Below are 21,996 nucleotides of genomic sequence, written 5' to 3'. Positions count from 1 at the left end.
ATTAAACCCAGAACACGCTGTCGCACGCGGTCGGCTTTGGTAAAATCCACGGCATGACTTCTATGCCAAACCTCGACCACATGACCCCCGACCAACTGCGTGCACTCGCTGCGCAGTTGATGTCGAAGGTCGACACCATGGGCAGAAAGAACCACCGCGATCAAACCATCATCGAACAGTTGACCCACGAGATCGCGATCCTCAAGCGGCACCGGTTTGCCAAGCGCAGCGAGCAGATCAGTCCTGAGCAAGGCAGCTTGCTCGACGATCTTCTTAACACCGATCTTGAGGCTATCGACGCCGAGCTGACGGCACTGCTTCCGACTCCTGCTCCAGAAGTAGCGCGCCAAAAGCCAAAGCGCGCGCCGCTGCCGTCGCAGTTTCCACGTACCGTCATTCATCACGAACCAGAAAACACTCAGTGCACTTGCGGTTGCCAACTTCAGCGCATCGGCGAGGACGTCAGCGAGAAACTGGATTACACGCCAGGCGTGTTCACCGTCGAACAGCATGTGCGTGGGAAATGGGCCTGCCGTCAGTGCGAAACACTGATCCAGGCACCAGTACCGGCCCAAGTGATCGACAAAGGCATCCCAACCGCAGGTCTGCTGGCCCATGTGATGGTTGCGAAGTTCGCTGACCACTTGCCGTTGTATCGGCAGGAGAAAATCTTCGGACGTGCCGGTTTAGCGATCCCGCGCTCCACACTGGCTCAATGGGTTGGACAGACCGGTGTGCAGCTTCAGGCGCTGGTTGATGCCTTGCGAGAAGCCGTTTTGGCCCAACGAGTCGTCCATGCCGACGAGACGCCGGTGCAGATGCTTGCGCCCGGACAGAAGAAAACTCACCGTTCTTATGTATGGGCTTACTGCACCACGCCGTTTTCGGTGCTCAAGGCCGTGGTCTATGACTTCAGCCCGAGCCGGGCAGGTGAGCATGCACGTAACTTCCTCGGCTCATGGAACGGCAAGCTGGTGTGCGACGACTTTGCTGGCTACAAAGCTGGCTTCGAGAAAGGCATGATCGAAATCGGCTGCATGGCCCACGCCCGCCGCAAGTTTTTCGATCTGCACGTGGCGAATAAAAGTCAGCTGGCCGAACAGGCGCTGCACTCGATTGGTGGCCTGTACGAAGTTGAACGCCAAGCGCGGGACATGAGCGATGAGGATCGCCGCCGAATACGGCAAGAAAAAGCAGCGCCGCTGGCAAAAACACTGCACGACTGGATGTTGACCCAGCGCGATCTTGTGCCCAACGGGTCAGCGACGGCCAAAGCCTTGGATTACAGCCTTAAACGCTGGATCGCGCTGACGCGCTACCTGGATGATGGCGCTGTCCCCATAGACAACAATCCAGTCGAAAACCAGATCAGACCGTGGGCGCTTGGCCGTTCGAATTGGTTGTTTGCCGGATCGCTTCGCAGCGGCAAACGGGCGGCGGCGATCATGAGCTTGATCCAGTCGGCGCGCATGAATGGGCACGATCCGTATGCCTATCTCAAAGATGTGCTGACGCGGTTGCCGACGCAACGGGCGAGTGAGATCGACCAACTGCTGCCGCATCAGTGGGTATCTGTCTGACTTACGCAACGTGAGTTGGGCAGACGCTTACAGCCGCCAGAAGTAAGAGCAGGAAATACAGCAAGCCGCCCCCCCTAATTAGAGAGCTGTATGCCAGCAACTCGAAGAAAAACAATGGGGGGGGGAAATGTAGGAGTATTCTCCAGACATGAAAAAGCCCAACCTGTGAAGATTGGGCTAAGTCATTGAAAAATATGGTCGGGACGGAGTGATTCGAACACTCGACCCCTAGCACCCCATGCTAGTGCGCTACCGGACTGCGCTACGCCCCGACTAGGCGTTAAACCTGTTTCACTTCTCAGGAAACGTTGAGGAATATACCGCAAGCTTTTGAAAAGTGGAAGTATTTAAAATGGAGATTTATTTCTTGAGCACTACCAGCACATCCTCCAGCTCAGAGATCATCTGACGAATCAGTTGCTTGTACTGGGTTGTATCGTCTTTGGCCTCATCGCTGGAAAGGCGCAAACGCGCTCCACCGATGGTGAATCCCTGATCATAAAGGAGCGCTCGAATCTGCCGGATCATCAGCACATCCTGGCGCTGATAATACCGGCGATTTCCACGACGCTTGACGGGGTTGAGTTGAGGAAACTCCTGCTCCCAATAACGCAGCACATGCGGCTTCACCGCACAGAGCTCGCTGACTTCACCAATGGTGAAGTAGCGTTTACCTGGAATAACCGGGAGTTCGTCGTTATGACTTGGTTCCAGCATAAGCCTCAACTCGGGCCTTCAACTTTTGCCCTGGACGAAAGGTGACCACACGGCGGGCCGTGATCGGAATTTCTTCACCCGTCTTCGGGTTGCGGCCAGGACGCTGGCGTTTATCCCGAAGATCGAAGTTACCGAAACCGGACAATTTGACCTGTTCGTTATCTTCGAGAGCGTGCCTGATTTCTTCAAAAAACAGCTCGACCAATTCCTTAGCCTCGCGTTTATTCAGGCCCAGCTCTTCGTAGAGACGTTCGGCCATTTCAGCTTTCGTCAGAGCCCCCATACGTCACTTCCTTAACGTGGCGTTCAACCTTTGTTCGAGCGAGGTGAGGATGTTTTGTGTCGTAGAGTTCACCTCATCGTCATTAAGAGTGCGCGATGGATGCTGCCAGGTCAAGCCGACTGCAAGGCTTTTTCTATGCGGATCAATGCCTTTACCCTGATACACGTCAAATAGCCTGAGGTCCTTGAGCCATTCACCTGCACTCTCACGTATCACGTCCAGCACAGCGCTTGCCGATACATCGCGATCCGCCAGCAGCGCCAGATCACGACGAACTTCCGGAAAGCGTGATAGCTCATGGAACTTCGGCAGACGACCTTGGGCTACCTCTCCCAGAACCAGTTCAAACACATAAACTGGACGATCCAGTCCTAGGCTCTTCGCTAGCTCAGGGTGAAGAGCCCCCAGATGGCCAACCTCACGACCGTCACGCTCGATACGTGCAGTCTGGCCAGGGTGGAGCGCTGGGTGCTTGCCCGGTACAAAAGTAAATGCATCCAAAGCACCTGCGAAGCCCAATACTGCCTCGACATCTGCTTTGACATCAAAGAAGTCAACGCCATCACGACCTTGCGCCCAACCTTCAGGCAACCGGCTACCGCAAACAACTCCCGCCAACATCGGTTGCTGCTTAAGACCTTCCAATTGACCGATAAAGCGCAAACCGCTTTCAAACATGCGGACGCGATCTTGCTGACGGTTCAGGTTGTGCTGAAGCGCCTTGACCAGGCCAGGCCACAAAGAGGAGCGCATGGCCGCCATGTCAGCCGAAATCGGGTTGGCCAATAGCAGCGGTTCAACACCTGGAGTGAACTGCTCAAACAATTTCGGATCGATGAAGCTATAAGTGATTGCTTCCTGATAACCACGGGCTACCAGCAGACGCCGCAAGGCAGGCAGATCACCTTGCGCTTCCGCTTTGGCCTGAGGAGCCAGACGAGCCTGCGGATAACGAACCGGCAAACGGTTGTAGCCGTAGAGACGCGCCAACTCTTCGATCAAGTCGACTTCAAGGCTGATATCGAAACGGTGGCTTGGCACTTCAACGCGCCATTGGCCTGCGCCATCGGCAGTGACTGTCAAGCCCAACGCGGTGAGCAGACGCTCGACCTCGGGACCGTCGATTTCCATGCCCAGCATCTGGGTGATGCGCTCAGCGCGCAGCGTCACAGGTGCAACAGATGGCAAGTGCTGCTCGCTGACAGCTTCGATGATCGGACCTGCTTCGCCGCCAGTGATCTCCAGCAACAAGCCAGTTGCACGCTCCATGGCCTCGCGAGCCAACTGCCAGTCCACACCACGCTCATAGCGATGAGAAGCATCGGTATGCAGGCCATAGGAACGGGCTTTGCCAGCAACCGAAATCTGGTCGAAGAAAGCGCTTTCCAAAAACACATCGCGGGTGTTTGCGGTAACGCCACTGTGCTCACCGCCCATAACGCCAGCGATTGCCAGAGCACGGGTGTGGTCAGCAATCACCAGGGTATCGCTACGCAGGGTAACTTCCTGGCCGTCGAGCAGTACCAGTTTCTCGCCCTCTTCGGCCATGCGCACTCGAATACCGCCGTTGATTTCGGCGAGATCGAAAGCATGCAGCGGCTGGCCCAGTTCGAGCATCACATAGTTGGTGATGTCCACCGCCGCATCGATACTGCGCACGTCGGCACGACGCAAGCGTTCAACCATCCACAGAGGGGTCGGCTTGGACAAATCGACATTGCGAATAACCCGACCCAGATAGCGCGGGCAGGCCGTCGGAGCAAGCACTTCCACAGGGCGTACTTCGTCGTGCACTGCGGCAACCACTTTTACTTCAGGGCGCTGCACTTTAGCGGCATAGAGCGCACCGACCTCACGGGCCAGACCGGCAAGCGACAGGCAGTCACCACGGTTTGGAGTCAGATCGACCTCAATACTGGCATCGTCCAGGTTCAGATAGACGCGAACGTCCTCCCCCACCGGAGCATCGGCCGGTAGCTCCATCAGACCGTCATTGCCTTCGCCAATCTGCAACTCTGCCTGAGAACACAGCATACCGTTGGATTCAACACCACGCAGTTTGGCCTTCTTGATTTTGAAATCGCCCGGCAGCTCGGCGCCAATCATCGCAAACGGAATTTTCAGACCTGGACGCACATTCGGCGCACCGCAAACAACCTGAAAAGTTTCCGCGCCATTGCTGACCTGGCACACACGCAGCTTGTCAGCATCCGGATGCTGCTCGGTGCTCAGCACCTCCCCAACCACTACACCACTGAAATCACCGGCGGCTGGCGTTACGCTGTCAACCTCAAGACCGGCCATCGACAGACGGGCAACCAGCTCGTCACGACTTACCTGCGGGCTAACCCAGCCACGCAGCCATTGTTCACTGAATTTCATCCTGCTCTCCTAATAAGTTCGTTACGGACGCGCGACTAGCGAAATTGCGCAAGGAACCGCAAGTCGTTGTCGAAGAACAGGCGCAAGTCATTGACACCGTAACGCAGCATGGCCAGACGCTCGGCCCCCATGCCGAAGGCAAAGCCCTGGAACTCTTCCGGATCGATCCCGGACATACGCAGCACGTTTGGGTGAACCATTCCGCAACCCATCACCTCCAGCCAGCCAGTCTGCTTGCAGACACGGCAGCCTTTGCCGCTGCACATCACACACTCCATATCAACTTCGGCGGAGGGCTCGGTGAACGGGAAGTAGGATGGACGGAAACGTACGGCCAGTTCTTTTTCAAAGAAAACCCGCAAGAACTCTTCAATGGTGCCTTTCAGGTCGGCGAAGTTGATATCGCGGTCGACCAGCAGGCCTTCGACCTGGTGGAACATTGGTGAGTGGGTGATATCGGAGTCGCTACGATACACACGGCCCGGGCAAACGATGCGAATCGGCGGCTGCTGCGACTCCATGGTGCGGACCTGTACCGGCGAGGTGTGGGTACGCAGCAACATGTTCGCATTGAAATAGAAGGTGTCATGCATCGACCGGGCCGGGTGATGGCCTGGGATGTTGAGCGCCTCAAAGTTGTGATAGTCGTCTTCAACCTCAGGGCCTTCGGCAATGCCATAGCCGATATGGGTGAAGAACTGCTCGATACGCTCCAGGGTCCTTGTAATCGGGTGCAGACCACCGGAGGTCTGGCCACGGCCCGGCAGGGTTACGTCAATGCATTCGGCGGCGAGCTTGGCGCTGAGTTCCGCCTCTTCGAAAGCGGCTTTGCGAGCATTGAGAACCTCTGTCACACGCTCCTTGGCCACATTGATCAGCGCACCGACTTGCGGGCGCTCTTCGGCAGGCAGGTTACCCAGGGTCTTCATCACCTGAGTCAGTTCGCCCTTCTTGCCAAGGAAGTGAACCCGGATCTGCTCCAGGGCATTGATGTCTTCAGCGTGTTGCACGGCCTCAAGTGCTTGAGAAACCAGCGCATCCAGGTTTTCCATGTACAGACTCCAGATACAAAATAGGGGAAGAGCTTGAAGGCTCTTCCCCTATTTATGACGTTTAACACCAGAGCCCACGAAAGGTGAGCCCGGATGACTGTCGGGGGTACTTAAGCCAAGGTGGCTTTAGCTTTCTCGACAATCGCAGCAAACGCCGCTTTTTCGTTCACTGCCAGATCAGCCAGAACCTTACGGTCGATCTCGATAGACGCCTTTTTCAGGCCAGCGATCAAACGGCTGTACGACAGACCGTTAATACGAGCACCAGCGTTGATACGAGCAATCCACAGAGCGCGGAACTGACGTTTTTTCTGACGACGGTCACGGTAGGCGTACTGGCCTGCCTTGATTACCGCTTGCTTGGCAACACGGAATACGCGCGAACGAGCACCGTAGTAGCCTTTAGCAAGTTTCAGAATTTTTTTGTGACGTTTACGGGCAATGACGCCACGCTTTACACGAGCCATGAGTTACTTCCTCTATTCTTGATCCAAAAATTAACGAAGGCGCAGCATGCGCTCGACTTTTGCCACGTCAGACGGATGCAGCAAGCTGCTACCGCGCAGTTGACGCTTACGCTTGGTCGACATTTTGGTCAGGATGTGGCTCTTGAAAGCGTGCTTGTGCTTGATACCGTTCGCAGTTTTCAGAAACCGCTTAGCAGCACCACTTTTGGTTTTCATCTTTGGCATGTTCGGATACTCCGCATTCAGTTGATAAACATAATCAGAAGGCCTGCCGTGCCCTGTTGATTATTTCTTCTTTTTCGGGGCGATGACCATGATCAGCTGGCGTCCTTCCATCTTAGGATGCTGTTCGACCGAACCATACTCTTGCAGGTCAGCTTCAACCCGCTTGAGAAGTTCCATCCCCAGCTCCTGGTGGGCCATCTCACGGCCGCGGAATCGCAAGGATACCTTGGCCCTGTCCCCGTCACTCAGGAAACGTACCAGGTTGCGCAGTTTTACCTGGTAATCCCCTTCCTCCGTCCCTGGACGAAACTTGATTTCTTTAACCTGAATCTGCTTCTGGTTCTTCTTCGCAGCAGCAATCTGTTTCTTCTTCTCGAAGATCGATTTGCCGTAATCCATCACCCGGCAAACAGGCGGAACTGCGTCGGCGGAAATTTCCACCAGATCCAGCTTGGCTTCTTCAGCTATACGAAGCGCTTCATCAATCGAGACGATGCCAACCTGCTCGCCGTCAGCGCCAATTAACCGAACCTCGCGTGCCGAGATATTCTCGTTGATCGGGGCTTTCGGTGCAGCTCGTTTATCTTGTCTCATATCACGCTTAATAATAATTACTCCAAATCTTGGCGACCACGCCGGGAAACCGCTTGTGCGAGGAACTCCGAGAATTGGGTAAGGGGCATTGAGCCCAGATCTTCACCTTCACGGGTCCGCACAGCGACAGTCTGCATCTCGACCTCCCGATCTCCAATAACCAAGAGATAGGGAACCTTGAGCAAAGTATGCTCGCGGATTTTAAAGCCGATCTTTTCATTTCTCAAGTCGGACTTGGCACGAAATCCGCTTTGATTGAGTGTTTTTTCTACTTCCAGGGCAAAATCTGCCTGTTTATCAGTGATATTCATCACTACGGCCTGAGTCGGAGCCAGCCACGCCGGAAAAGCCCCCTCGTAATGCTCGATCAGAATCCCGACAAAACGTTCGAAGGATCCGAGAATAGCCCGATGCAGCATCACTGGATGCTTACGACTATTGTCTTCGGAAACGTATTCAGCGCCCAGACGGATTGGCAGATTGAAGTCCAGTTGCAAGGTACCGCACTGCCATACACGCCCCAAGCAATCCTTCAACGAGAACTCAATCTTAGGACCATAAAACGCGCCCTCCCCTGGCTGCAGATCGTAAGGCAGACCAGCACTGTCAAGAGCAGCAGCCAGCGCGTTTTCCGCACGATCCCACAGCTCATCGGAACCCACACGCTTTTCAGGACGCGTGGACAGCTTCATTTCGATGTCCTTGAAGCCGAAATCGGCATAAACATCCATGGTCAACTTGATGAACGCAGCGGACTCAGCTTGCATCTGATCTTCAGTACAGAAAATGTGTGCATCATCCTGAGTAAAACCACGCACACGCATGATTCCGTGCAACGCGCCAGACGGCTCGTTACGGTGACAAGCCCCGAACTCGGCCAGACGCAAAGGCAGCTCGCGATAACTCTTCAGGCCTTGATTGAACACCTGCACATGGCATGGGCAGTTCATTGGCTTGATCGCGTAGTCGCGGCTTTCCGACTCGGTGGTGAACATGTTCTCGGCGTAGTTGGCCCAGTGCCCGGATTTTTCCCAGAGGCTGCGATCAACCACCTGCGGAGTCTTGATCTCCAGGTAGCCGTTGTCACGCTGCACCTTGCGCATGTATTGCTCAAGAACCTGGTACAGGGTCCAGCCATTCGGGTGCCAGAACACCATGCCCGGCGCCTCTTCCTGGGTATGGAACAGGCCCAGGCGCTTGCCGATCTTGCGATGGTCGCGCTTTTCAGCCTCTTCGATACGCTGGATGTAAGCAGCAAGCTGCTTCTTGTCCGCCCAGGCAGTGCCATAAACGCGCTGCAATTGCTCGTTCTTCGCGTCGCCGCGCCAGTAGGCGCCAGACAACTTGGTCAACTTGAACGATTTCAGGAAGCGTGTGTTCGGTACGTGCGGGCCACGACACATATCGACGTATTCTTCGTGATAGTAGAGCCCCATCGCCTGTTCGTTCGGCATGTCCTCAACCAGGCGCAATTTGTAGTCTTCACCACGCGCCTTGAACACCTCGATCACTTCGGCCCGCGGCGTGACCTTCTTGATCACGTCGTAATCTTTTTCAATCAGCTGTTGCATCCGCTGCTCGATGGCCGTCACGTCCTCGGGGGTGAAAGGACGCTCATAGGCGATGTCGTAATAAAAGCCTTCATCAATGACTGGACCGATAACCATCCTAGCGGTCGGATACAGCTGTTTGACCGCATGCCCCACCAGGTGAGCGCAAGAGTGGCGAATGATCTCCAGCCCCTCTTCGTCTTTTGGCGTGATGATTTGCAAAGTCGCATCGCCGTCGATCACATCACAGGCATCAACCAGCTTGCCATTGACCTTGCCGGCCAGGGTGGCCTTGGCCAAGCCTGCGCCGATGGATGCGGCGACTTCAGCCACGGAAACCGGATGATCGAATGAGCGTTGACTGCCGTCGGGAAGAGTAATGGTGGGCATGGCGCCTCCTCTCCTAGTGGTGACCCCTACCAAAGGTCACATGGGTTGGGATGAGCCAGTACGCGATTCAGTCCGGCCATTCTGTTACGAACGCCTGCCTCACAGTGGCAAGAGCCTTGCGGCCAACCGAGAAACCGAACCAGAGTGACTGGGGTTCAAATCAAAAATTAATGAGGCATAGACGGCAAGGGAAGTAAAAAGCCCAAAGCTGAAAAACACCCAAGCCGGGCATGCTAGCACAGAAAGATCGGGATCGCCGTGTAGCAAGCTTTTCGAATCACGGCTTCCGCTCTTTTAATGATGAAAGTGAACTTGATATGTACGCTGCCCCTCAAATAGCCGGAGAATCGCCGTAAATGCTATCGACTCCAGGAGATCCAGACTCATGCGCCTCATGAAACTGCTTGCCCTCGCCGCTCCACTTGCCCTGCTGCTGCCCTTGAGTGCCCAAGCCGCCTGGCCTGCAGGAGCCCGCGCAGACTATATGAAGGACTGCACTGCAGCCGCCAGCCAGAACATCGACGCTAAAAGTGCAGAGAAACACTGCGCCTGCGGCGCCGAAAAACTGACTGAAAAATTCACCACTGAAGAAATCAAGGAACTGATGAGCAAAACCAAGCAGCCCAGCGCCGATCTGAGAACCCGAGCACTGAACGCTATAGCCGCTTGCCGAGCAGTCAAATAACCCAGCCTGGCTCGGAAACGGGCCGCGCCAACCCTAGCCGATGAGACTGAAAAGCGGTTTTTTTCACCATTCACCCAGCTTTTACGGGTTTTTTTATCACCCTTTTTTTTCCGCGAAAGCCCCTTAATCCGGGGCCTGCAGCCAACCAAGACAGTAAATAGCACCGATATCCAGGGCAAACAGCACCCGCAGGGGGCTCCCAAGTCGAACATTTCGACTATGATAGCTCGGTGTGCCCAGTTGGCCTGAGCAGCACAGCACTACTGAAAATATATGTTTCTTGGAGATACACCATGTCTAATCGCCAAACCGGCACCGTAAAATGGTTCAACGATGAAAAAGGCTTCGGCTTCATCACTCCTCAAGGTGGCGGTGACGACCTGTTCGTACACTTCAAAGCTATTGAAAGCGACGGTTTCAAAAGCCTGAAAGAAGGCCAGACCGTTTCCTTCGTGGCTGAGAAAGGCCAAAAGGGTATGCAAGCTGCACAAGTTCGCCCTGAGTAAAATCTCAGCGAGCTAAAAAAACCCCGTCCATGTGGCGGGGTTTTTTATGGGCGATCAAAAAGCCTCAACCATTAGCCACAGTTGACCCGCGTGATTACCAGACTGGCATCGGTATTGAGGTTAAGACGGTCGGAACGGTATTCCAGCGTGATCATGTCATTAGGCTTGAGGAACCTTGCATACTGCGCCCCCGCTCGCTTGCGAGCTTGCTCAAGCAACGCTGGGGAAGCCTTCTTGCCGATGGCAAACTCGGCAGCAGTTGCTTCACAGCGGGTGTACCCGGACTCAGAGACCGCAGGCTCTTTTGTCGAACCGGCCGTGCTGCACCCACTGAGGACAACAGCGGCCAACAAAGTTCCGAATGAAGCGAGCTTCCAAGGCATGAAGCCTCCTTTTAAAAAATAAGCAGAGATGGTGCGACAGCCGATCTGGCTTTTGGTTTCAAAACAAGCTGCCACTGGCCCTATCGAGCGGATGGCGGGCAAGTCTGCCTCAGCCATCACAACACTTTCACAGGACATTCGTCACTGAATATGAGCAGCGCTCAATAAATATCGATGTAGTCAAAGGCCGGCTTCGGCCAGTTCTGCTTGAGCGCATTGAAGACCTGCATCACCCAAACCTCATCGCTGGCGGCTACCAGGCCGACATAACCGGACCCGGCCGCCCAAGTCTCCAGACGAAACAACAATCCGTCGATCTCGGCGCCGCCCACCACTCCCGAAGAGATATAGGCCATTCCAGCCTTAGTCACACGCAACTGGGTATGTACATTGTCGCTGGCCGAAGCCAGGAGCTGACGCACTGCTTCAAGGGTCAGGGCATCAGGCTGATTCAAATCGATTTGCACACAAACGTCCTTGAACACAGGAAAAACAGCAGTGTCGCATAGCCCTCTGTCTGATGCCTAAGTCGGAGTGTCAAACGCCAGGCAACATGCTTAACTCTGCGGCGCGACAAACATTCGCCCAAGACCTGTACTGGCGACCGCCCCCGTTCAATTTTTTGAGACGTTCATGATCACCGTGAGTATCGACGCCGATATCAAAGCCAAGTGGCCCCAGGGCCAGTGCTACTACAGCCCTGGGAGCCCGGAAGAATTGGCGATCCTTGGTATAGACCTACTGGTCAAGGAGCTGGGGACCCAGTCCGCTCTAGCCTTCATTGAACAGGTATTCGGAAAGTACCCAGCCGATCAACAGGGCCTACAGGACGCGCAACGAGACTAACCCCCCAGGCGGCGCCGGCGGGGGCGATGCTTACTTGAGGCGTGCCAGGCGCTCGGTGAGCAAGTCGAAGAACCCTTGAGCATCACCGCCCTCCACCCAGAACACGTTCTTTTCCTGCTTCAGACCGTCGTACCAGTCGACGATGGTCTGACCGAAGGTTGGTCCCTCGCGACTGTCGATGACCATGTTGACCTGGCGCCCACTGAACAGCGCAGGCTTGAGCAGATACGCGATCACAGTGGCGTCATGCACCGGACCACCGGGGATCCCATAGTGCTCCATATCGCCCTTGACGTACTCATTGAGGATATCGCCCACCACCTTGCTGGCGTTGTTGTTCAGCGCAGCGATTTTTTGCAGTCGAGCATCGCTGGTCAGCACCTTGTGGGTCACATCCAGTGGTAGGTAGGTCAGCTTGACACCACTCTTGAGCACCACCTCTGCAGCCTGAGGGTCGGCGAACAGGTTGAACTCGGCCACCGGGGTGATATTGCCGCCATTGAAATGCGCGCCGCCCATAACCACCACTTCCTTGATGCCCTGAGTGATATCCGGCGCCTGAATCAGCGCCAACGCCAGATTGGTCTGCGGCCCGAGCATCGCGATGGTCATGCTGTGGGGTTTCGCCGCTCGCAGTGTATCGATCAGGTAATTGATTGCGCTGCCCTGGGCCAGTGGCGCCTTGGGCTCATGCACGGCCACCCCGGAGAGACCTTCTTTGCCATGAATGTTTTCGGCATAGATTGGCATGCGTAACAGTGGTTTGGGGGCGCCAGCATAGACCGGCACCTCCTCGCGCCCAGCCCACTCGCGTGCCAGTCGGGCGTTACGCGAAGTCTTGTCCAGGCGCACGTTACCGGCAACGGTGGTCAAGGCGCGAATGTGCAACTCCTCGGGCGATGCCAGGGCGAACAGCAGAGCAACGACATCATCGGCCCCCGGATCGGTGTCGATGATCAGATCGACTTTTCCCGCCGCCTGAGCGCCGGTAGCAATGAGCAAAGACACAAGCAGCAGCCTCCGGAAACAATGTTGAAACAACTGAGCATAGCGGTACATGGCGCACTCCTTGTGCAAGGTAAAGAACCGCCGGACAGCAACCTAGAAGGTCACTCCGGCAATCAGGGCGATGTTGCAATACGGCTGGCACTCCCCCGTGCGAATTACCGCACGGGCCTGTCGACAGAGCGCCTTGAAATCTTCGTGACTCATCAGTTGCCGCTGTCCCAGTTCGGCGCGGGCGGTCAACGCTTCAAGCTCAACCAGAGGCGTCGGCTGCTTGAGCAGCATCTCCTCGGCCAGCACATGCCGCTCCACCTGCATCTCGCTGAGCAGCACCTTGAGAGTGCTGAGAAAGTCCGGAACGCCATGGGTCAAGGCCAGGTCGATCAGTTCAACACCGGGCGGTACCGGTAGACCGGCATCACCGATCACCACGACGTCGCCATGACCAAGGGATGCAATCAAGCGGGACAGAGCGATGTTGAGCAACGGGGTCTTTTTCATAACGGAACAAACGCCTGAACATCGGACAACGAGGGAATGGAGGGCTGCGCGCCTGCACGCGTCACCGACAACGCCGCGGCCACCTGGCCAAAGCGAATGGCCTCGGCCTCGGTCATGCCGGACGCCAGGGCTGCGGCAAAACCACCGACAAAGGTATCCCCTGCCGCTGTGGTGTCGATTGCCTTGACCTTGGGCGCCGGAAAACGCTCGAACTCATCTTCGCTCGCGAACAACAAGCCTTGCGCCCCCAGAGTGATGATGACCTTGCCGGCACCGGCCTTGATCAAACAAGCGGCAGCGGCCTCGGCGCTCTCCAGAGAGTCCACCATCACGCCGCTGAGGGCCGTTGCCTCACTCTCGTTGGGGATCAGGTAATTGATCGAGGCATACCACTCAGCCGGCAGCGGGCCGCTGGCCGGCGCCGGATTGAGAATCACCGTCTTGCCCAGCGCCTGCCCACGCTTGAGGGTGTAGCCCACCGTCGCCAACGGCACTTCAAGCTGACAGATAATCACCTCGGCCTGCTGCAACACCGCATCGAACCGGGCGACCGTCTCAGGGCCAAGCAAACCATTACTGCCGGCAACGATGACAATCGCGTTCTGGCTACTGTCATCCACCACGATCAACGCAACGCCGCTGGAACCCTCGACCACGCTCACGGCCTGACAGTCGATCTGTTCAGCCAGCAAAGCTCCACGCAATTGCTCGCCATAGGCATCACTGCCGACACAGCCGATCATCGATACCCGGGCCCCCAATCGCGCGGCCGCCACCGCCTGGTTAGCCCCCTTACCGCCGGAAACCGTGGCGAAGGATGTGCCGATCAGCGTTTCACCGCCACGGGGCAGGCGCTCGGCCCGGGTCACCAGGTCCATGTTGAGGCTGCCCACTACCACTACTTTTGCTGGCATACATCGATACTCAATCAATTCGGTTCAACGGTATTCGGCAAATGCGCCACCGAGCGGCGCAGTCGACTCCCGCAAGACAATATTCGGCGTAACGATGCGCTGGTCGATCGGCAGGTCCGGGCTCGCGATCCGGCGCAACAACAACTCTGCCGCGGTCTCCCCCAGTTGCAGGATCGACTGACCGACCGTGGTCAACGCCGGAAAGACATAGCGACTCATGAGGATGTCGTCGAAACCGATCACGGACAGCTCACTGGGCACGCGAATGTTGCGCTCCGCCGCCGCCCTTAGCACGCCGATCCCCATCATGTCGTTAGCGGCAAAAATCGCGCTGGGCGGATGCTCTGAGAGCAACTGTGCCGCAACCTGATAGCCCCCCGTACTGCTGAAATCGCTTTCCAGGATGCGCTGCGCGGGCACTGCAACACCGGCCTCCCGCAACGCTTGATAAAACCCCGCCAGACGCATCTGCGCCGCGCTGGTATTGGCCGGACCCGCAATGCAGGCGATGTCCCGATGGCCCAGCTCCAACAAATGCCGAGTGGCCAGGTAGGCGCCGTACTGGTGATCGATACGCACCAGATCGGCATCCAACCCTTCCAATCCACGGTCGACAATCACCATCGGCGTGCGCACCCCGGCCAACCCCTGGGCCAAGCCGCTGTCGCCCCCCGCCGAAGTCACAATCAACCCGTCGATGCGCTTTTCCAGCAACACCCGCAGGTAATTGCGCTGCTTCTGCGGGTTGTCGTCGGAGTTGCAGAGGATTACGCAATAACCATTACGCTCGCAGTAATCCTCGATGCCCCGCGCCAGTTCCGCGAAGTACGGATTGAGGCTGTTGGGCACCAGCAGGCCGATGGTTGCCGTGGTCTTGGCCTTGAGCGAACGCGCGACCGCGCTGGGCACGTAGTCCAGGCGCTTGATCGCCGCTTCGACCTTGATCCGAACTTCTTCGCTGACCGGCCGCGTCTTGTTCAGCACATGGGACACCGTGGTGTAGGAAATCCCCGCCAGTGCCGCCACATCCTTGATTGTTGCCATGAATCAAACCCGCCGACTGGCGCGCTGACTGCGATAGGTATCCAGCACCACGGCAATCACGATGACTGCGCCGGTGATGATGCGCTTGGTCGGCTCCGATGCGCCGATTTGCGCCAGGCCTGCAGCCAGCACGGAGATAATCAAGACGCCGAAGAAGGTGCTGATCACCGAACCGCGCCCCCCCATCAGGCTGGTGCCGCCAATCACCACCGCAGCGATGACCTGCAACTCCAGACCGGAGCCCGCATTCGGATCCGCCGCTTCCAGGCGAGAAATTTGAAACAGCGCAGCGATGCCCGCCAACAACCCCATCAGACTGAACACCAGGATCTTGTAGGGTTTGGGGTTGATCCCCGCCAGGCGCACCGCCTCTTCGTTGGTACCGATGCCGATCAGGTAGCGGCCGAACACAGTGCGCGTCAGCACCGCCTGGGCCAGAAAAATAATCAGCAGGGCAATGATAAACGACGGCGAAATGCCGAAGGCAATCGGATTCGACAGCCAGGCAAAGGCGTCGCCGATATAGGCCGTGCGCGAGCCGGTCATCTGGTAGGCCACGCCCCGGGCCATTTCCAGCACGCCCAGGGAAACGATGAACGACGGAATACGCCAGGCCACGGTGACCGACCCGGTGACGGTTCCCGCCAGCGCCGCACACGCCATGCCCAGCAACGCCGCAGGCACCACGCTCCATCCCCAGCCGAGGATCGCCACACTGACCGTCGAGGCGGCCAGGGCCAGCACCGAGCCCACGGACAGATCGATGCCACCGATGATCAGCACGAAGGTCATGCCCACCGCCAGCACCATCAGGTCGGGAATCTGGTTGGCCAGGGTGCTGAAGGTGTCATACGACAAAAAATGGCTGCTGAGCAGGGAGAACAGGACGATCATCCCCAACAACGCCCCCGCCAGCCCCAGGTAAGTGCCGAGGCCGTAATAATGGCCGCCTCGCTTGCCACTTGCTGGTGCAGTTTTCATGGTGTGTTCCTTGGCGTCGCGGCATTGAGCTGCGCATCTTGTTTTTGGTAGCCGGCAAACGCGGCGGCAAGCAATTGGTCCTGGGTCCAGCTATCGCGCTCGAAGGTGTCGATCAAACGCCCCGCCGAGAGCACGCCGATGCGATCGCAGATCAGCATCAACTCCCGCAGGTCGCTGGACACCACCACCAAGGCTTTGCCCTGACGAGTCAACTCACCCAACAGGCCGTAGATATCGAACTTGGCACCTACGTCGATACCCCGAGTGGGCTCATCGAATAGCAGCACCGAACAGTCGCGCTCCAGCCAACGGCCGATCACCACTTTCTGCTGATTGCCCCCGGACAACTCAGACACCGTTTGTGCCGGACTGGAACTACGGATGTGCATGGCATCGATCTGCCGCTGGGCCAGTTGCACCTCATCCTCAGGCTTGACCAGACCGCCACTGGAAATCGCCGGCATGTTGCCCAACGCGATGTTGGCGCTGATCGACTGAGTCAGCAGCAGGCCTTCGCCCTTACGGTCCTCGGTAATCAGGGCAATGCCATTGGCTACCGCATCGACGGGAGAGCGAATGCTCACCGACCGCGCCGGCGTACCCAGGGCAATGCTGCCGCTGTCGGCGACGTCAGCACCAAAGATCAGCCGCAGCAACTCGGTACGCCCGGCCCCGATCAAACCGGAAATCCCGAAAATTTCGCCGCTGCGCACCTCGAACGATACGTCCAGGACCTTATCCGAACGGCTGAGGTGACGGACCGTCAGCATCGGCGCACCGATCTTGCGCTCGCCCAGATCAATGTGTTCGCCAAGCTCCCGACCTACCATCAGGTTCACCAACTGTTCGCTGTTGTAGTCGGCCATGGGCTCGACACACACCAGGCAACCGTCACGCAATACAGCAATGCGCTGGGCTACGCGAGCCAGTTCCTCCAAACGATGGGAGATATAAATGATCGACACGCCACGGGCCTGCAGACGAGTGATCTGCTCGAAAAGCATCTCCACCTCACGGGAGGTGAGCATGGCCGTCGGTTCATCGAGGATCAGCACATGACAATCACCGATCAGGTTGCGGGCGATTTCCACCATCTGTTGATGACCAATACCCAACTCGCTCACTTGGGTGTCAGGGTCGATGGCATCCAGGCCGACCTGGGCCATGGCTTCGATCGCTGCTTTGCGCAGTTGCTTGCGACTGATCCAGCCACCGTTGCTGGGCAGGTTGTCGAGGAACAGGTTTTCGGCCACCGACAAGGTCGGCAGCAGATTGAGTTCCTGCATGACCATGCGGATCCCCAAGTCTTCGGCCTGGGCGCGACTACCGGGACGATAGTCCTGGCCGTTGAACTGCATGTGGCCTGTGGTCGGGCTGACCAAGCCACCAATGATCTTTGACAAGGTGCTCTTACCGGCGCCGTTCTCACCGGTCAGCGCCAGCACTTCACCGCGCATCAGTGTCAGATCGATGCCGGTCAACACAGGTTGTGCATAAGTCTTGCCGATACCGCTGACCGAGAGGACAGCGTTCGCAGCGGAAACTGACATAAGGAACTCTCCCATGCGCCCGCCTGGTCGGGCGAGCGCCGTTGTGCCGTCGCAATGACTACTTGGTGACCAGCTCAACCGGAGTTTCGATCACGCCATTGGTACCGCTGTCGACCTTCTCGCCCTTGAGGATCTTCAGTGCAGTCTCGATACCAAACACTGCCTGCTTGGCGGCAAACTGGTCGGCGGTAGCCAGGATCCGGCCATCCTTGAGCATAGGCTTGATGGCATTGATGTTGTCATAGCCCACCACCTGCACTTTGCCTGTCTTGCCAGCGGCACGTATTGCAGAAACCGCGCCCACCGCCATGCTGTCGTTACCAGCCAATAGCGCCTTGAGGTTCGGGTATTCGCTGAGCATGGCCGAGGCCACGCGATTGCCGGCGTTGATTTCCCAATCACCGGATTGCAGCGACACCACCTTGATCTGCGCGGCGTCCATTGCATCCTTGAAGCCGGCCGTACGCTGCTGCGCGTTAGTAGTAGTGGAAACACCTTCGATGATTCCGACTTCGTCACCGGCCTTCAGTTGCTTGGCCAGGTATTCACCCACCAGGCGCGCGCCCTTGCGGTTGTCAGGCCCCACGAAAGGCACGCTGATGCGCTTGCTTTTCAGCACCTCGGGGTCGAGTTGATTATCAATGTTGATCACCGTAATACCGGCATCCACCGCCTTCTTGATCACCGGCACCATGGCCTTGGAGTCAGCGGGCGCAATCACCAGAGCGTTGACCTTGGACACAATCATCTGCTCGACAATGCGGATCTGGTTGGCGGTGTCGGTTTCATCCTTGATGCCATTGGACACCAGGTCGAAATCAGCGGAATGGTCTTTCTGATAGGCCTTGGCGCCATCTTCCATGGTCAGGAAGAACTCGTTGGCCAGGGATTTCATGACCAGCGCAACCTTGGGCTTTTGCGGGGCGTCGGCCAGGGCCGAAGAGAGAGGAAGCGCAGCGGATGCAGCAGCCAGGACCGCAACAGCGAGTAAACGTCCAGCGAAGGGCAGCGTCATGAATTCACTCCGATCTTATGATTATTGTGAGCAGCGTTCGCACCGCAGGGAGAGCAGGCCGTCATCGGCCTGCATGAAAGGCCGGTACCGCATCCTGGAAAAATAGACGATTGTCTTTCTCCAAAGGCGCGCAAACGTTTGCGTAAACCAAACTATGCGAATCTCGCCAGAGTTTGTCAACGCCGATCCGTGTCTTGAAAAGCAGATAGACAGGGGGCAATAACCCGCTGCGGGGGAGGAGAAACCTGTCCGCACCGTAGCGTCGAACAGGCTCTGAAGGTCATGCGGTGGTGTTTACCAGGCCGCCTGAGGAGGAGCCCTTGGCCAGCTCCCGAACTAGATTGCCCGATACCTCTGCCAGGGCCCCATTGGTTTGGGCGATCTGCCCTTGAAGCCCCATGACCACAGTCTGCTTGGCTTCAGGGGTCGGGTAGTCGGTGGCCTGGGCGGCAGCCAATTGCTGTTGCTGCTGCTTGAGCTGCTCCTGCAACTCTTGCATACGCTTGAGCAGCATCTTGACGACGATACTCTGATTATCTCCACCTGAGTCTGCGGCTTCGGACTTTTCGGCCTGCTTGCTGGAACCAACCCTGAGGGTGTCCGACTCATCAGTGCCCAGCGCCGTGGACGCCTCATCGGCTGCGGCATTACTCAATGCATCAATGGTCGCCGACGACTTGCCATTGATCAAAATCGCTCCTGCGCCAGGAAATCCCACTGACAGAGACATATGAACTCCTGAAAAAAAAAGATCCTGTCGGGTCATCGACCGCCTCGCGACATTCTTTAATGACGGCCCCTGCCTCCTTGTGGCAAACCGCTGACGGGCATTTTCGGATTGCCGAACGCCCACCCGCGCAAACGTTCGGAAACCCGGACGCACGCCACTCCACCGTCATCAAAAATAGAAATAAAATTGATATAAATCAGCAACTTAAAATACTTATCGGGCCAAGGTAGCGCTGGTACAGATCCTGCTCAACCCTCACTGCCTCGCCGCATACAGATCTGCGGCCAGGGTGTTTCTAGATGAACCTGCATCAGCACCGTCTCACTACTAGAGAGAAAATAATGAAATCTGCCTTCAAAACCTTCGTTCCGGGCGCTTTGGCCCTGCTCCTGCTCCTGCCGACGGCCTTGCAAGCCAAAGAAGTTCAAACCCAGCAAAAACTCGCCAATGTTGTAGTGCTCGCCACCGGCGGCACCATTGCCGGCGCCGGCGCCAGCGCCGCCAATAGCGCCACTTATCAAGCAGCCAAGGTTGGTATCGAGCAACTGATCGCCGGTATCCCCGAGCTCAGCCAACTGGCCAACGTCCGTGGCGAGCAGGTCATGCAGATCGCCTCGGAAAGCATCACCAACGAAAACCTGCTGCAACTGGGTCGCCGCGTAGCCGAACTGGCCGACAGCAAAGATGTCGACGGTATCGTTATCACCCACGGCACCGACACTCTGGAAGAGACTGCCTACTTCCTCAACCTGGTGGAAAAGACCGACAAGCCGATTGTCGTGGTTGGTTCCATGCGCCCAGGTACCGCCATGTCCGCTGATGGCATGCTCAATCTGTACAACGCCGTGGCTGTGGCCGGTAGCAAGAACGCTCGCGGTAAAGGCGTGCTGGTCACTATGAACGACGAAATCCAGTCTGGCCGCGATGTCAGCAAAATGATCAACATCAAGACCGAAGCCTTCAAGAGCCCATGGGGCCCGCTGGGCATGGTGGTGGAAGGCAAATCCTACTGGTTCCGCCTACCGGCCAAGCGCCACACCATGGATTCGGAATTTGACATCAAGAACATCAAGAGCCTGCCTGACGTAGAAATCGCCTACGGCTACGGCAACGTCAGCGACACTGCTTACAAAGCCCTGGCTAAAGCTGGCGCCAAAGCCATCATCCATGCAGGTACCGGTAACGGCTCGGTGTCCTCGCGCGTGGTGCCTGCCCTGCAGGAGCTGCGTAAAAATGGCGTGCAGATCATCCGCTCCTCCCACGTCAATGCCGGTGGCTTCGTGCTGCGTAACGCTGAGCAGCCAGACGACAAGTACGACTGGGTCGTGGCTCATGACCTGAACCCGCAAAAAGCCCGCATCCTGGCCATGGTCGCCCTGACCAAGACCCAAGACAGCAAAGAGCTGCAACGCATGTTCTGGGAATATTGATAGCTGCCGCTCGACCGGCCCCGGTCGAGCACCTTTGCAACCACTCGCCGGTCCGGGCGAGTGGTTCTGTCTCCAGCGCCAGTCCCCTTCCCCCACGTAAAAATATCTCCACACTTTGCGAGACAAATGCGTAAAGCGTTGTCAGAGGAACTTCTTGAATTTTAAGCAGTTGCGAAATGCCCTACAGTTAAATACTGTATGCCCGTACAGCTTATTAAGGATTGTTCCGTGGCCACGACCCAAACGCCCCTCAGTTCCTACGAACGCCTGGGTATGCGCATCCAGAAAATCATCAACGCCCCTACAGCTCAAAAAACCAAGGCCGCCCTGATCTTTCGCCTGGCCGACGAACCACAGCACGAGTGGGAACGCCTGCTGGAGGAGATCGCCGAAAACGACAACGTCACCCTCGCCTACCGCGACGACGGCGGTGTGCAGATTTTCTGGGTTGTACCAAAGGAAGATTGAGCCGATGAGTGTTCGTTGTTTTGTCCTGCTCCTGCTTTTCGTCGCCTTCACCGCCCAAGCAGATGCACCCCGTACTTTCAGTGAGGCCAAGAAAGTCGCCTGGAAACTATATGCGCCTCAATCCACGGAGTTCTATTGCGGCTGCAAGTACAAAGGCAACCGCATAAACCTGGCCGCATGTGGCTACGTCCCGCGCAAAAACGCCAAACGAGCCCAACGCATCGAGTGGGAACACATAGTGCCGGCGTGGCAGATCGGCCACCAGCGTCAATGCTGGCAACAGGGCGGCCGTAAGAATTGCACCCGCCACGATGCGGTCTATCAACGCGCCGAGGCCGACCTGCACAATCTGGTGCCAAGCATTGGCGAAGTGAATGGCGACCGCAGCAACTTCAGTTTCGGCTGGCTGCCCAAACAACCGGGCCAATACGGTTCGTGCCTGACCCAAGTGGACTTCAAGGCAAAGAAGGTCATGCCCCGCCCCTCGATTCGCGGCATGATCGCCCGCACCTACTTCTACATGAGCAAACAGTACGGCCTGCGCCTGTCAAAGCAGGATCGGCAGCTCTTTGAAGCCTGGAACAAGACTTACCCGGTACAGGGCTGGGAGCGCCAGCGCAATCAGAGCGTGGCTTGCGTGATGGGCCGCGGTAACGAGTTTGTAGGCCCAGTCAACCTCAAGGCATGCGGCTGATCGA

The 21,996-nt window shown here is 57.0% G+C and carries 25 protein-coding genes and 1 tRNA gene; 7 read left to right on the top strand and 19 right to left on the bottom strand.

All coding sequences use genetic code 11. The features are described from left to right. The first annotated feature begins 53 nt into the window (after positions 1 to 53). Complete coding sequence (locus tag PLD_RS26090; RefSeq protein WP_159889786.1) at positions 54 to 1,580, top strand: IS66 family transposase; 1,527 nt, start codon at positions 54 to 56, stop codon at positions 1,578 to 1,580. 195 nt (positions 1,581 to 1,775) lie between these two features. On the opposite strand, the gene PLD_RS26085 is transcribed toward PLD_RS26090, so the two are convergent. From PLD_RS26085 to thrS, 9 genes are all read right to left on the bottom strand, one after another. Further along, a tRNA-Pro gene (locus PLD_RS26085) sits at positions 1,776 to 1,852 on the bottom strand. Between the two features lie 88 nt (positions 1,853 to 1,940). Then, on the bottom strand, positions 1,941 to 2,297 hold the full coding sequence (locus PLD_RS26080) for a MerR family transcriptional regulator (RefSeq protein WP_159897554.1): 357 nt from the start codon (positions 2,295 to 2,297) through the stop codon (positions 1,941 to 1,943). Beyond that, positions 2,278 to 2,580 carry an integration host factor subunit alpha gene (ihfA, locus tag PLD_RS26075; protein WP_002553164.1) on the bottom strand — a complete coding sequence of 101 codons (303 nt, stop codon included), beginning with the start codon at positions 2,578 to 2,580 and terminating at the stop codon, positions 2,278 to 2,280. Before ihfA ends, PLD_RS26080 begins: the two co-directional genes overlap by 20 nt. Before the next feature lie 3 nt (positions 2,581 to 2,583). Beyond that, positions 2,584 to 4,962, bottom strand: a complete 2,379-nt coding sequence (gene pheT / locus PLD_RS26070) for a phenylalanine--tRNA ligase subunit beta (RefSeq protein ID WP_159897553.1) — start codon at positions 4,960 to 4,962, stop codon at positions 2,584 to 2,586. 35 nt (positions 4,963 to 4,997) lie between these two features. Next, a complete protein-coding gene (pheS, locus tag PLD_RS26065) occupies positions 4,998 to 6,014 on the bottom strand; it encodes a phenylalanine--tRNA ligase subunit alpha (protein ID WP_011060419.1) in 1,017 nt (338 codons plus the stop codon). 110 nt (positions 6,015 to 6,124) lie between these two features. After that, complete coding sequence (gene rplT / locus PLD_RS26060) at positions 6,125 to 6,481, bottom strand: 50S ribosomal protein L20 (RefSeq protein WP_081818697.1); 357 nt, start codon at positions 6,479 to 6,481, stop codon at positions 6,125 to 6,127. A 30-nt stretch (positions 6,482 to 6,511) separates the two neighbouring features. Next, entirely contained in the window at positions 6,512 to 6,706 is a 195-nt protein-coding gene (rpmI, locus tag PLD_RS26055; protein WP_002553160.1) for a 50S ribosomal protein L35, read from the bottom strand. A gap of 60 nt (positions 6,707 to 6,766) precedes the next feature. Further along, positions 6,767 to 7,318: a translation initiation factor IF-3 gene (infC, locus tag PLD_RS26050; protein ID WP_178116248.1), complete on the bottom strand. Its 552-nt coding sequence runs from the start codon at positions 7,316 to 7,318 to the stop codon at positions 6,767 to 6,769. Continuing rightward, positions 7,318 to 9,240 carry a threonine--tRNA ligase gene (thrS, locus tag PLD_RS26045; RefSeq protein ID WP_159897552.1) on the bottom strand — a complete coding sequence of 641 codons (1,923 nt, stop codon included), beginning with the start codon at positions 9,238 to 9,240 and terminating at the stop codon, positions 7,318 to 7,320. The genes infC and thrS overlap by 1 nt, the downstream gene beginning before the upstream one ends. Positions 9,241 to 9,625: 385 nt before the next feature. Between thrS and PLD_RS26040 the strand changes: the two genes are divergently transcribed. Together PLD_RS26040 and PLD_RS26035 are read left to right on the top strand one after the other, a co-directional pair. Further along, positions 9,626 to 9,925 (top strand): hypothetical protein, encoded by a 300-nt coding sequence (locus tag PLD_RS26040; protein ID WP_159897551.1) that lies wholly within the window; start codon positions 9,626 to 9,628, stop codon positions 9,923 to 9,925. A gap of 293 nt (positions 9,926 to 10,218) precedes the next feature. Next, positions 10,219 to 10,431, top strand: coding sequence for a cold-shock protein (locus PLD_RS26035; RefSeq protein WP_003179963.1), 213 nt, complete (start codon positions 10,219 to 10,221; stop codon positions 10,429 to 10,431). Between the two features lie 71 nt (positions 10,432 to 10,502). Here the strand turns inward: PLD_RS26035 and PLD_RS26030 are convergent, their stop codons facing one another. Next, on the bottom strand, positions 10,503 to 10,814 hold the full coding sequence (locus PLD_RS26030; RefSeq protein ID WP_159898214.1) for an I78 family peptidase inhibitor: 312 nt from the start codon (positions 10,812 to 10,814) through the stop codon (positions 10,503 to 10,505). Positions 10,815 to 10,975: 161 nt separating this feature from the next. Then, entirely contained in the window at positions 10,976 to 11,281 is a 306-nt protein-coding gene (locus PLD_RS26025) for a hypothetical protein (RefSeq protein ID WP_159897550.1), read from the bottom strand. 166 nt (positions 11,282 to 11,447) lie between these two features. Here PLD_RS26025 and PLD_RS26020 point away from each other — a divergent pair, with 166 nt between their 5' ends. Then, a complete protein-coding gene (locus PLD_RS26020) occupies positions 11,448 to 11,660 on the top strand; it encodes a hypothetical protein (RefSeq protein ID WP_159897549.1) in 213 nt (70 codons plus the stop codon). Between the two features lie 30 nt (positions 11,661 to 11,690). Here the strand turns inward: PLD_RS26020 and PLD_RS26015 are convergent, their stop codons facing one another. The 8 genes from PLD_RS26015 to PLD_RS25980 form a co-directional block, all read right to left on the bottom strand. Beyond that, complete coding sequence (locus PLD_RS26015) at positions 11,691 to 12,719, bottom strand: nucleoside hydrolase (protein ID WP_159897548.1); 1,029 nt, start codon at positions 12,717 to 12,719, stop codon at positions 11,691 to 11,693. 42 nt (positions 12,720 to 12,761) lie between these two features. Beyond that, positions 12,762 to 13,166 carry a D-ribose pyranase gene (gene rbsD / locus PLD_RS26010; RefSeq protein ID WP_159897547.1) on the bottom strand — a complete coding sequence of 135 codons (405 nt, stop codon included), beginning with the start codon at positions 13,164 to 13,166 and terminating at the stop codon, positions 12,762 to 12,764. After that, positions 13,163 to 14,080, bottom strand: coding sequence for a ribokinase (gene rbsK, locus PLD_RS26005; protein WP_159897546.1), 918 nt, complete (start codon positions 14,078 to 14,080; stop codon positions 13,163 to 13,165). Before rbsK ends, rbsD begins: the two co-directional genes overlap by 4 nt. A gap of 24 nt (positions 14,081 to 14,104) precedes the next feature. Then, positions 14,105 to 15,124 carry a LacI family DNA-binding transcriptional regulator gene (locus tag PLD_RS26000; protein ID WP_159897545.1) on the bottom strand — a complete coding sequence of 340 codons (1,020 nt, stop codon included), beginning with the start codon at positions 15,122 to 15,124 and terminating at the stop codon, positions 14,105 to 14,107. Between the two features lie 3 nt (positions 15,125 to 15,127). Beyond that, positions 15,128 to 16,105, bottom strand: a complete 978-nt coding sequence (locus PLD_RS25995; protein WP_159897544.1) for an ABC transporter permease — start codon at positions 16,103 to 16,105, stop codon at positions 15,128 to 15,130. After that, positions 16,102 to 17,655: a sugar ABC transporter ATP-binding protein gene (locus PLD_RS25990; RefSeq protein WP_159897543.1), complete on the bottom strand. Its 1,554-nt coding sequence runs from the start codon at positions 17,653 to 17,655 to the stop codon at positions 16,102 to 16,104. The genes PLD_RS25995 and PLD_RS25990 overlap by 4 nt, the downstream gene beginning before the upstream one ends. A 58-nt stretch (positions 17,656 to 17,713) precedes the next feature. Beyond that, complete coding sequence (locus PLD_RS25985; RefSeq protein WP_159897542.1) at positions 17,714 to 18,670, bottom strand: sugar ABC transporter substrate-binding protein; 957 nt, start codon at positions 18,668 to 18,670, stop codon at positions 17,714 to 17,716. Between the two features lie 280 nt (positions 18,671 to 18,950). Then, positions 18,951 to 19,400 carry a hypothetical protein gene (locus tag PLD_RS25980; protein ID WP_159898213.1) on the bottom strand — a complete coding sequence of 150 codons (450 nt, stop codon included), beginning with the start codon at positions 19,398 to 19,400 and terminating at the stop codon, positions 18,951 to 18,953. Between the two features lie 341 nt (positions 19,401 to 19,741). Here PLD_RS25980 and PLD_RS25975 point away from each other — a divergent pair, with 341 nt between their 5' ends. The 3 genes from PLD_RS25975 to PLD_RS25965 all read left to right on the top strand — a co-directional run bounded on the left by PLD_RS25975 (position 19,742) and on the right by PLD_RS25965 (position 21,992). Continuing rightward, the gene (locus PLD_RS25975) at positions 19,742 to 20,830 is read left to right on the top strand and encodes an asparaginase (protein ID WP_159897541.1); all 1,089 of its coding nucleotides are present in this window, start codon (positions 19,742 to 19,744) and stop codon (positions 20,828 to 20,830) included. A gap of 198 nt (positions 20,831 to 21,028) precedes the next feature. After that, positions 21,029 to 21,298 carry a DUF1654 domain-containing protein gene (locus PLD_RS25970; protein WP_159897540.1) on the top strand — a complete coding sequence of 90 codons (270 nt, stop codon included), beginning with the start codon at positions 21,029 to 21,031 and terminating at the stop codon, positions 21,296 to 21,298. A gap of 4 nt (positions 21,299 to 21,302) precedes the next feature. Beyond that, positions 21,303 to 21,992, top strand: a complete 690-nt coding sequence (locus PLD_RS25965; RefSeq protein WP_159897539.1) for an endonuclease — start codon at positions 21,303 to 21,305, stop codon at positions 21,990 to 21,992. Positions 21,993 to 21,996: the final 4 nt, after the last annotated feature.

Origin of the sequence: Pseudomonas sp. LD120 (assembly GCF_009861525.1) — a bacterium.
Taxonomy (GTDB): Bacteria; Pseudomonadota; Gammaproteobacteria; order Pseudomonadales; family Pseudomonadaceae; genus Aquipseudomonas.
The sequence above is the reverse complement of the archived record's forward strand: the minus strand, read 5'-3'. Positions and strand labels throughout refer to the sequence as shown.

Coding starts and splice junctions, on each gene's coding strand:
- PLD_RS25970 (WP_159897540.1), top strand. CDS start 21,029: ATGCCCGTACAGCTTATTAAGGATTGTTCCGTGGCCACGACCCAAACG.
- PLD_RS26090 (WP_159889786.1), top strand. CDS start 54: ATGACTTCTATGCCAAACCTCGACCACATGACCCCCGACCAACTGCGT.
- pheS (WP_011060419.1), bottom strand. CDS start 6,014: ATGGAAAACCTGGATGCGCTGGTTTCTCAAGCACTTGAGGCCGTGCAA.
- pheT (WP_159897553.1), bottom strand. CDS start 4,962: ATGAAATTCAGTGAACAATGGCTGCGTGGCTGGGTTAGCCCGCAGGTA.
- PLD_RS25965 (WP_159897539.1), top strand. CDS start 21,303: ATGAGTGTTCGTTGTTTTGTCCTGCTCCTGCTTTTCGTCGCCTTCACC.
- PLD_RS26040 (WP_159897551.1), top strand. CDS start 9,626: ATGCGCCTCATGAAACTGCTTGCCCTCGCCGCTCCACTTGCCCTGCTG.
- PLD_RS25985 (WP_159897542.1), bottom strand. CDS start 18,670: ATGACGCTGCCCTTCGCTGGACGTTTACTCGCTGTTGCGGTCCTGGCT.
- ihfA (WP_002553164.1), bottom strand. CDS start 2,580: ATGGGGGCTCTGACGAAAGCTGAAATGGCCGAACGTCTCTACGAAGAG.
- thrS (WP_159897552.1), bottom strand. CDS start 9,240: ATGCCCACCATTACTCTTCCCGACGGCAGTCAACGCTCATTCGATCAT.
- PLD_RS25975 (WP_159897541.1), top strand. CDS start 19,742: ATGAAATCTGCCTTCAAAACCTTCGTTCCGGGCGCTTTGGCCCTGCTC.
- PLD_RS26015 (WP_159897548.1), bottom strand. CDS start 12,719: ATGTACCGCTATGCTCAGTTGTTTCAACATTGTTTCCGGAGGCTGCTG.
- PLD_RS25980 (WP_159898213.1), bottom strand. CDS start 19,400: ATGTCTCTGTCAGTGGGATTTCCTGGCGCAGGAGCGATTTTGATCAAT.
- PLD_RS26080 (WP_159897554.1), bottom strand. CDS start 2,297: ATGCTGGAACCAAGTCATAACGACGAACTCCCGGTTATTCCAGGTAAA.
- PLD_RS26030 (WP_159898214.1), bottom strand. CDS start 10,814: ATGCCTTGGAAGCTCGCTTCATTCGGAACTTTGTTGGCCGCTGTTGTC.
- PLD_RS25995 (WP_159897544.1), bottom strand. CDS start 16,105: ATGAAAACTGCACCAGCAAGTGGCAAGCGAGGCGGCCATTATTACGGC.
- rbsK (WP_159897546.1), bottom strand. CDS start 14,080: ATGCCAGCAAAAGTAGTGGTAGTGGGCAGCCTCAACATGGACCTGGTG.
- rpmI (WP_002553160.1), bottom strand. CDS start 6,706: ATGCCAAAGATGAAAACCAAAAGTGGTGCTGCTAAGCGGTTTCTGAAA.
- rbsD (WP_159897547.1), bottom strand. CDS start 13,166: ATGAAAAAGACCCCGTTGCTCAACATCGCTCTGTCCCGCTTGATTGCA.
- PLD_RS26000 (WP_159897545.1), bottom strand. CDS start 15,124: ATGGCAACAATCAAGGATGTGGCGGCACTGGCGGGGATTTCCTACACC.
- PLD_RS26020 (WP_159897549.1), top strand. CDS start 11,448: ATGATCACCGTGAGTATCGACGCCGATATCAAAGCCAAGTGGCCCCAG.
- PLD_RS25990 (WP_159897543.1), bottom strand. CDS start 17,655: ATGTCAGTTTCCGCTGCGAACGCTGTCCTCTCGGTCAGCGGTATCGGC.
- rplT (WP_081818697.1), bottom strand. CDS start 6,481: ATGGCTCGTGTAAAGCGTGGCGTCATTGCCCGTAAACGTCACAAAAAA.
- PLD_RS26035 (WP_003179963.1), top strand. CDS start 10,219: ATGTCTAATCGCCAAACCGGCACCGTAAAATGGTTCAACGATGAAAAA.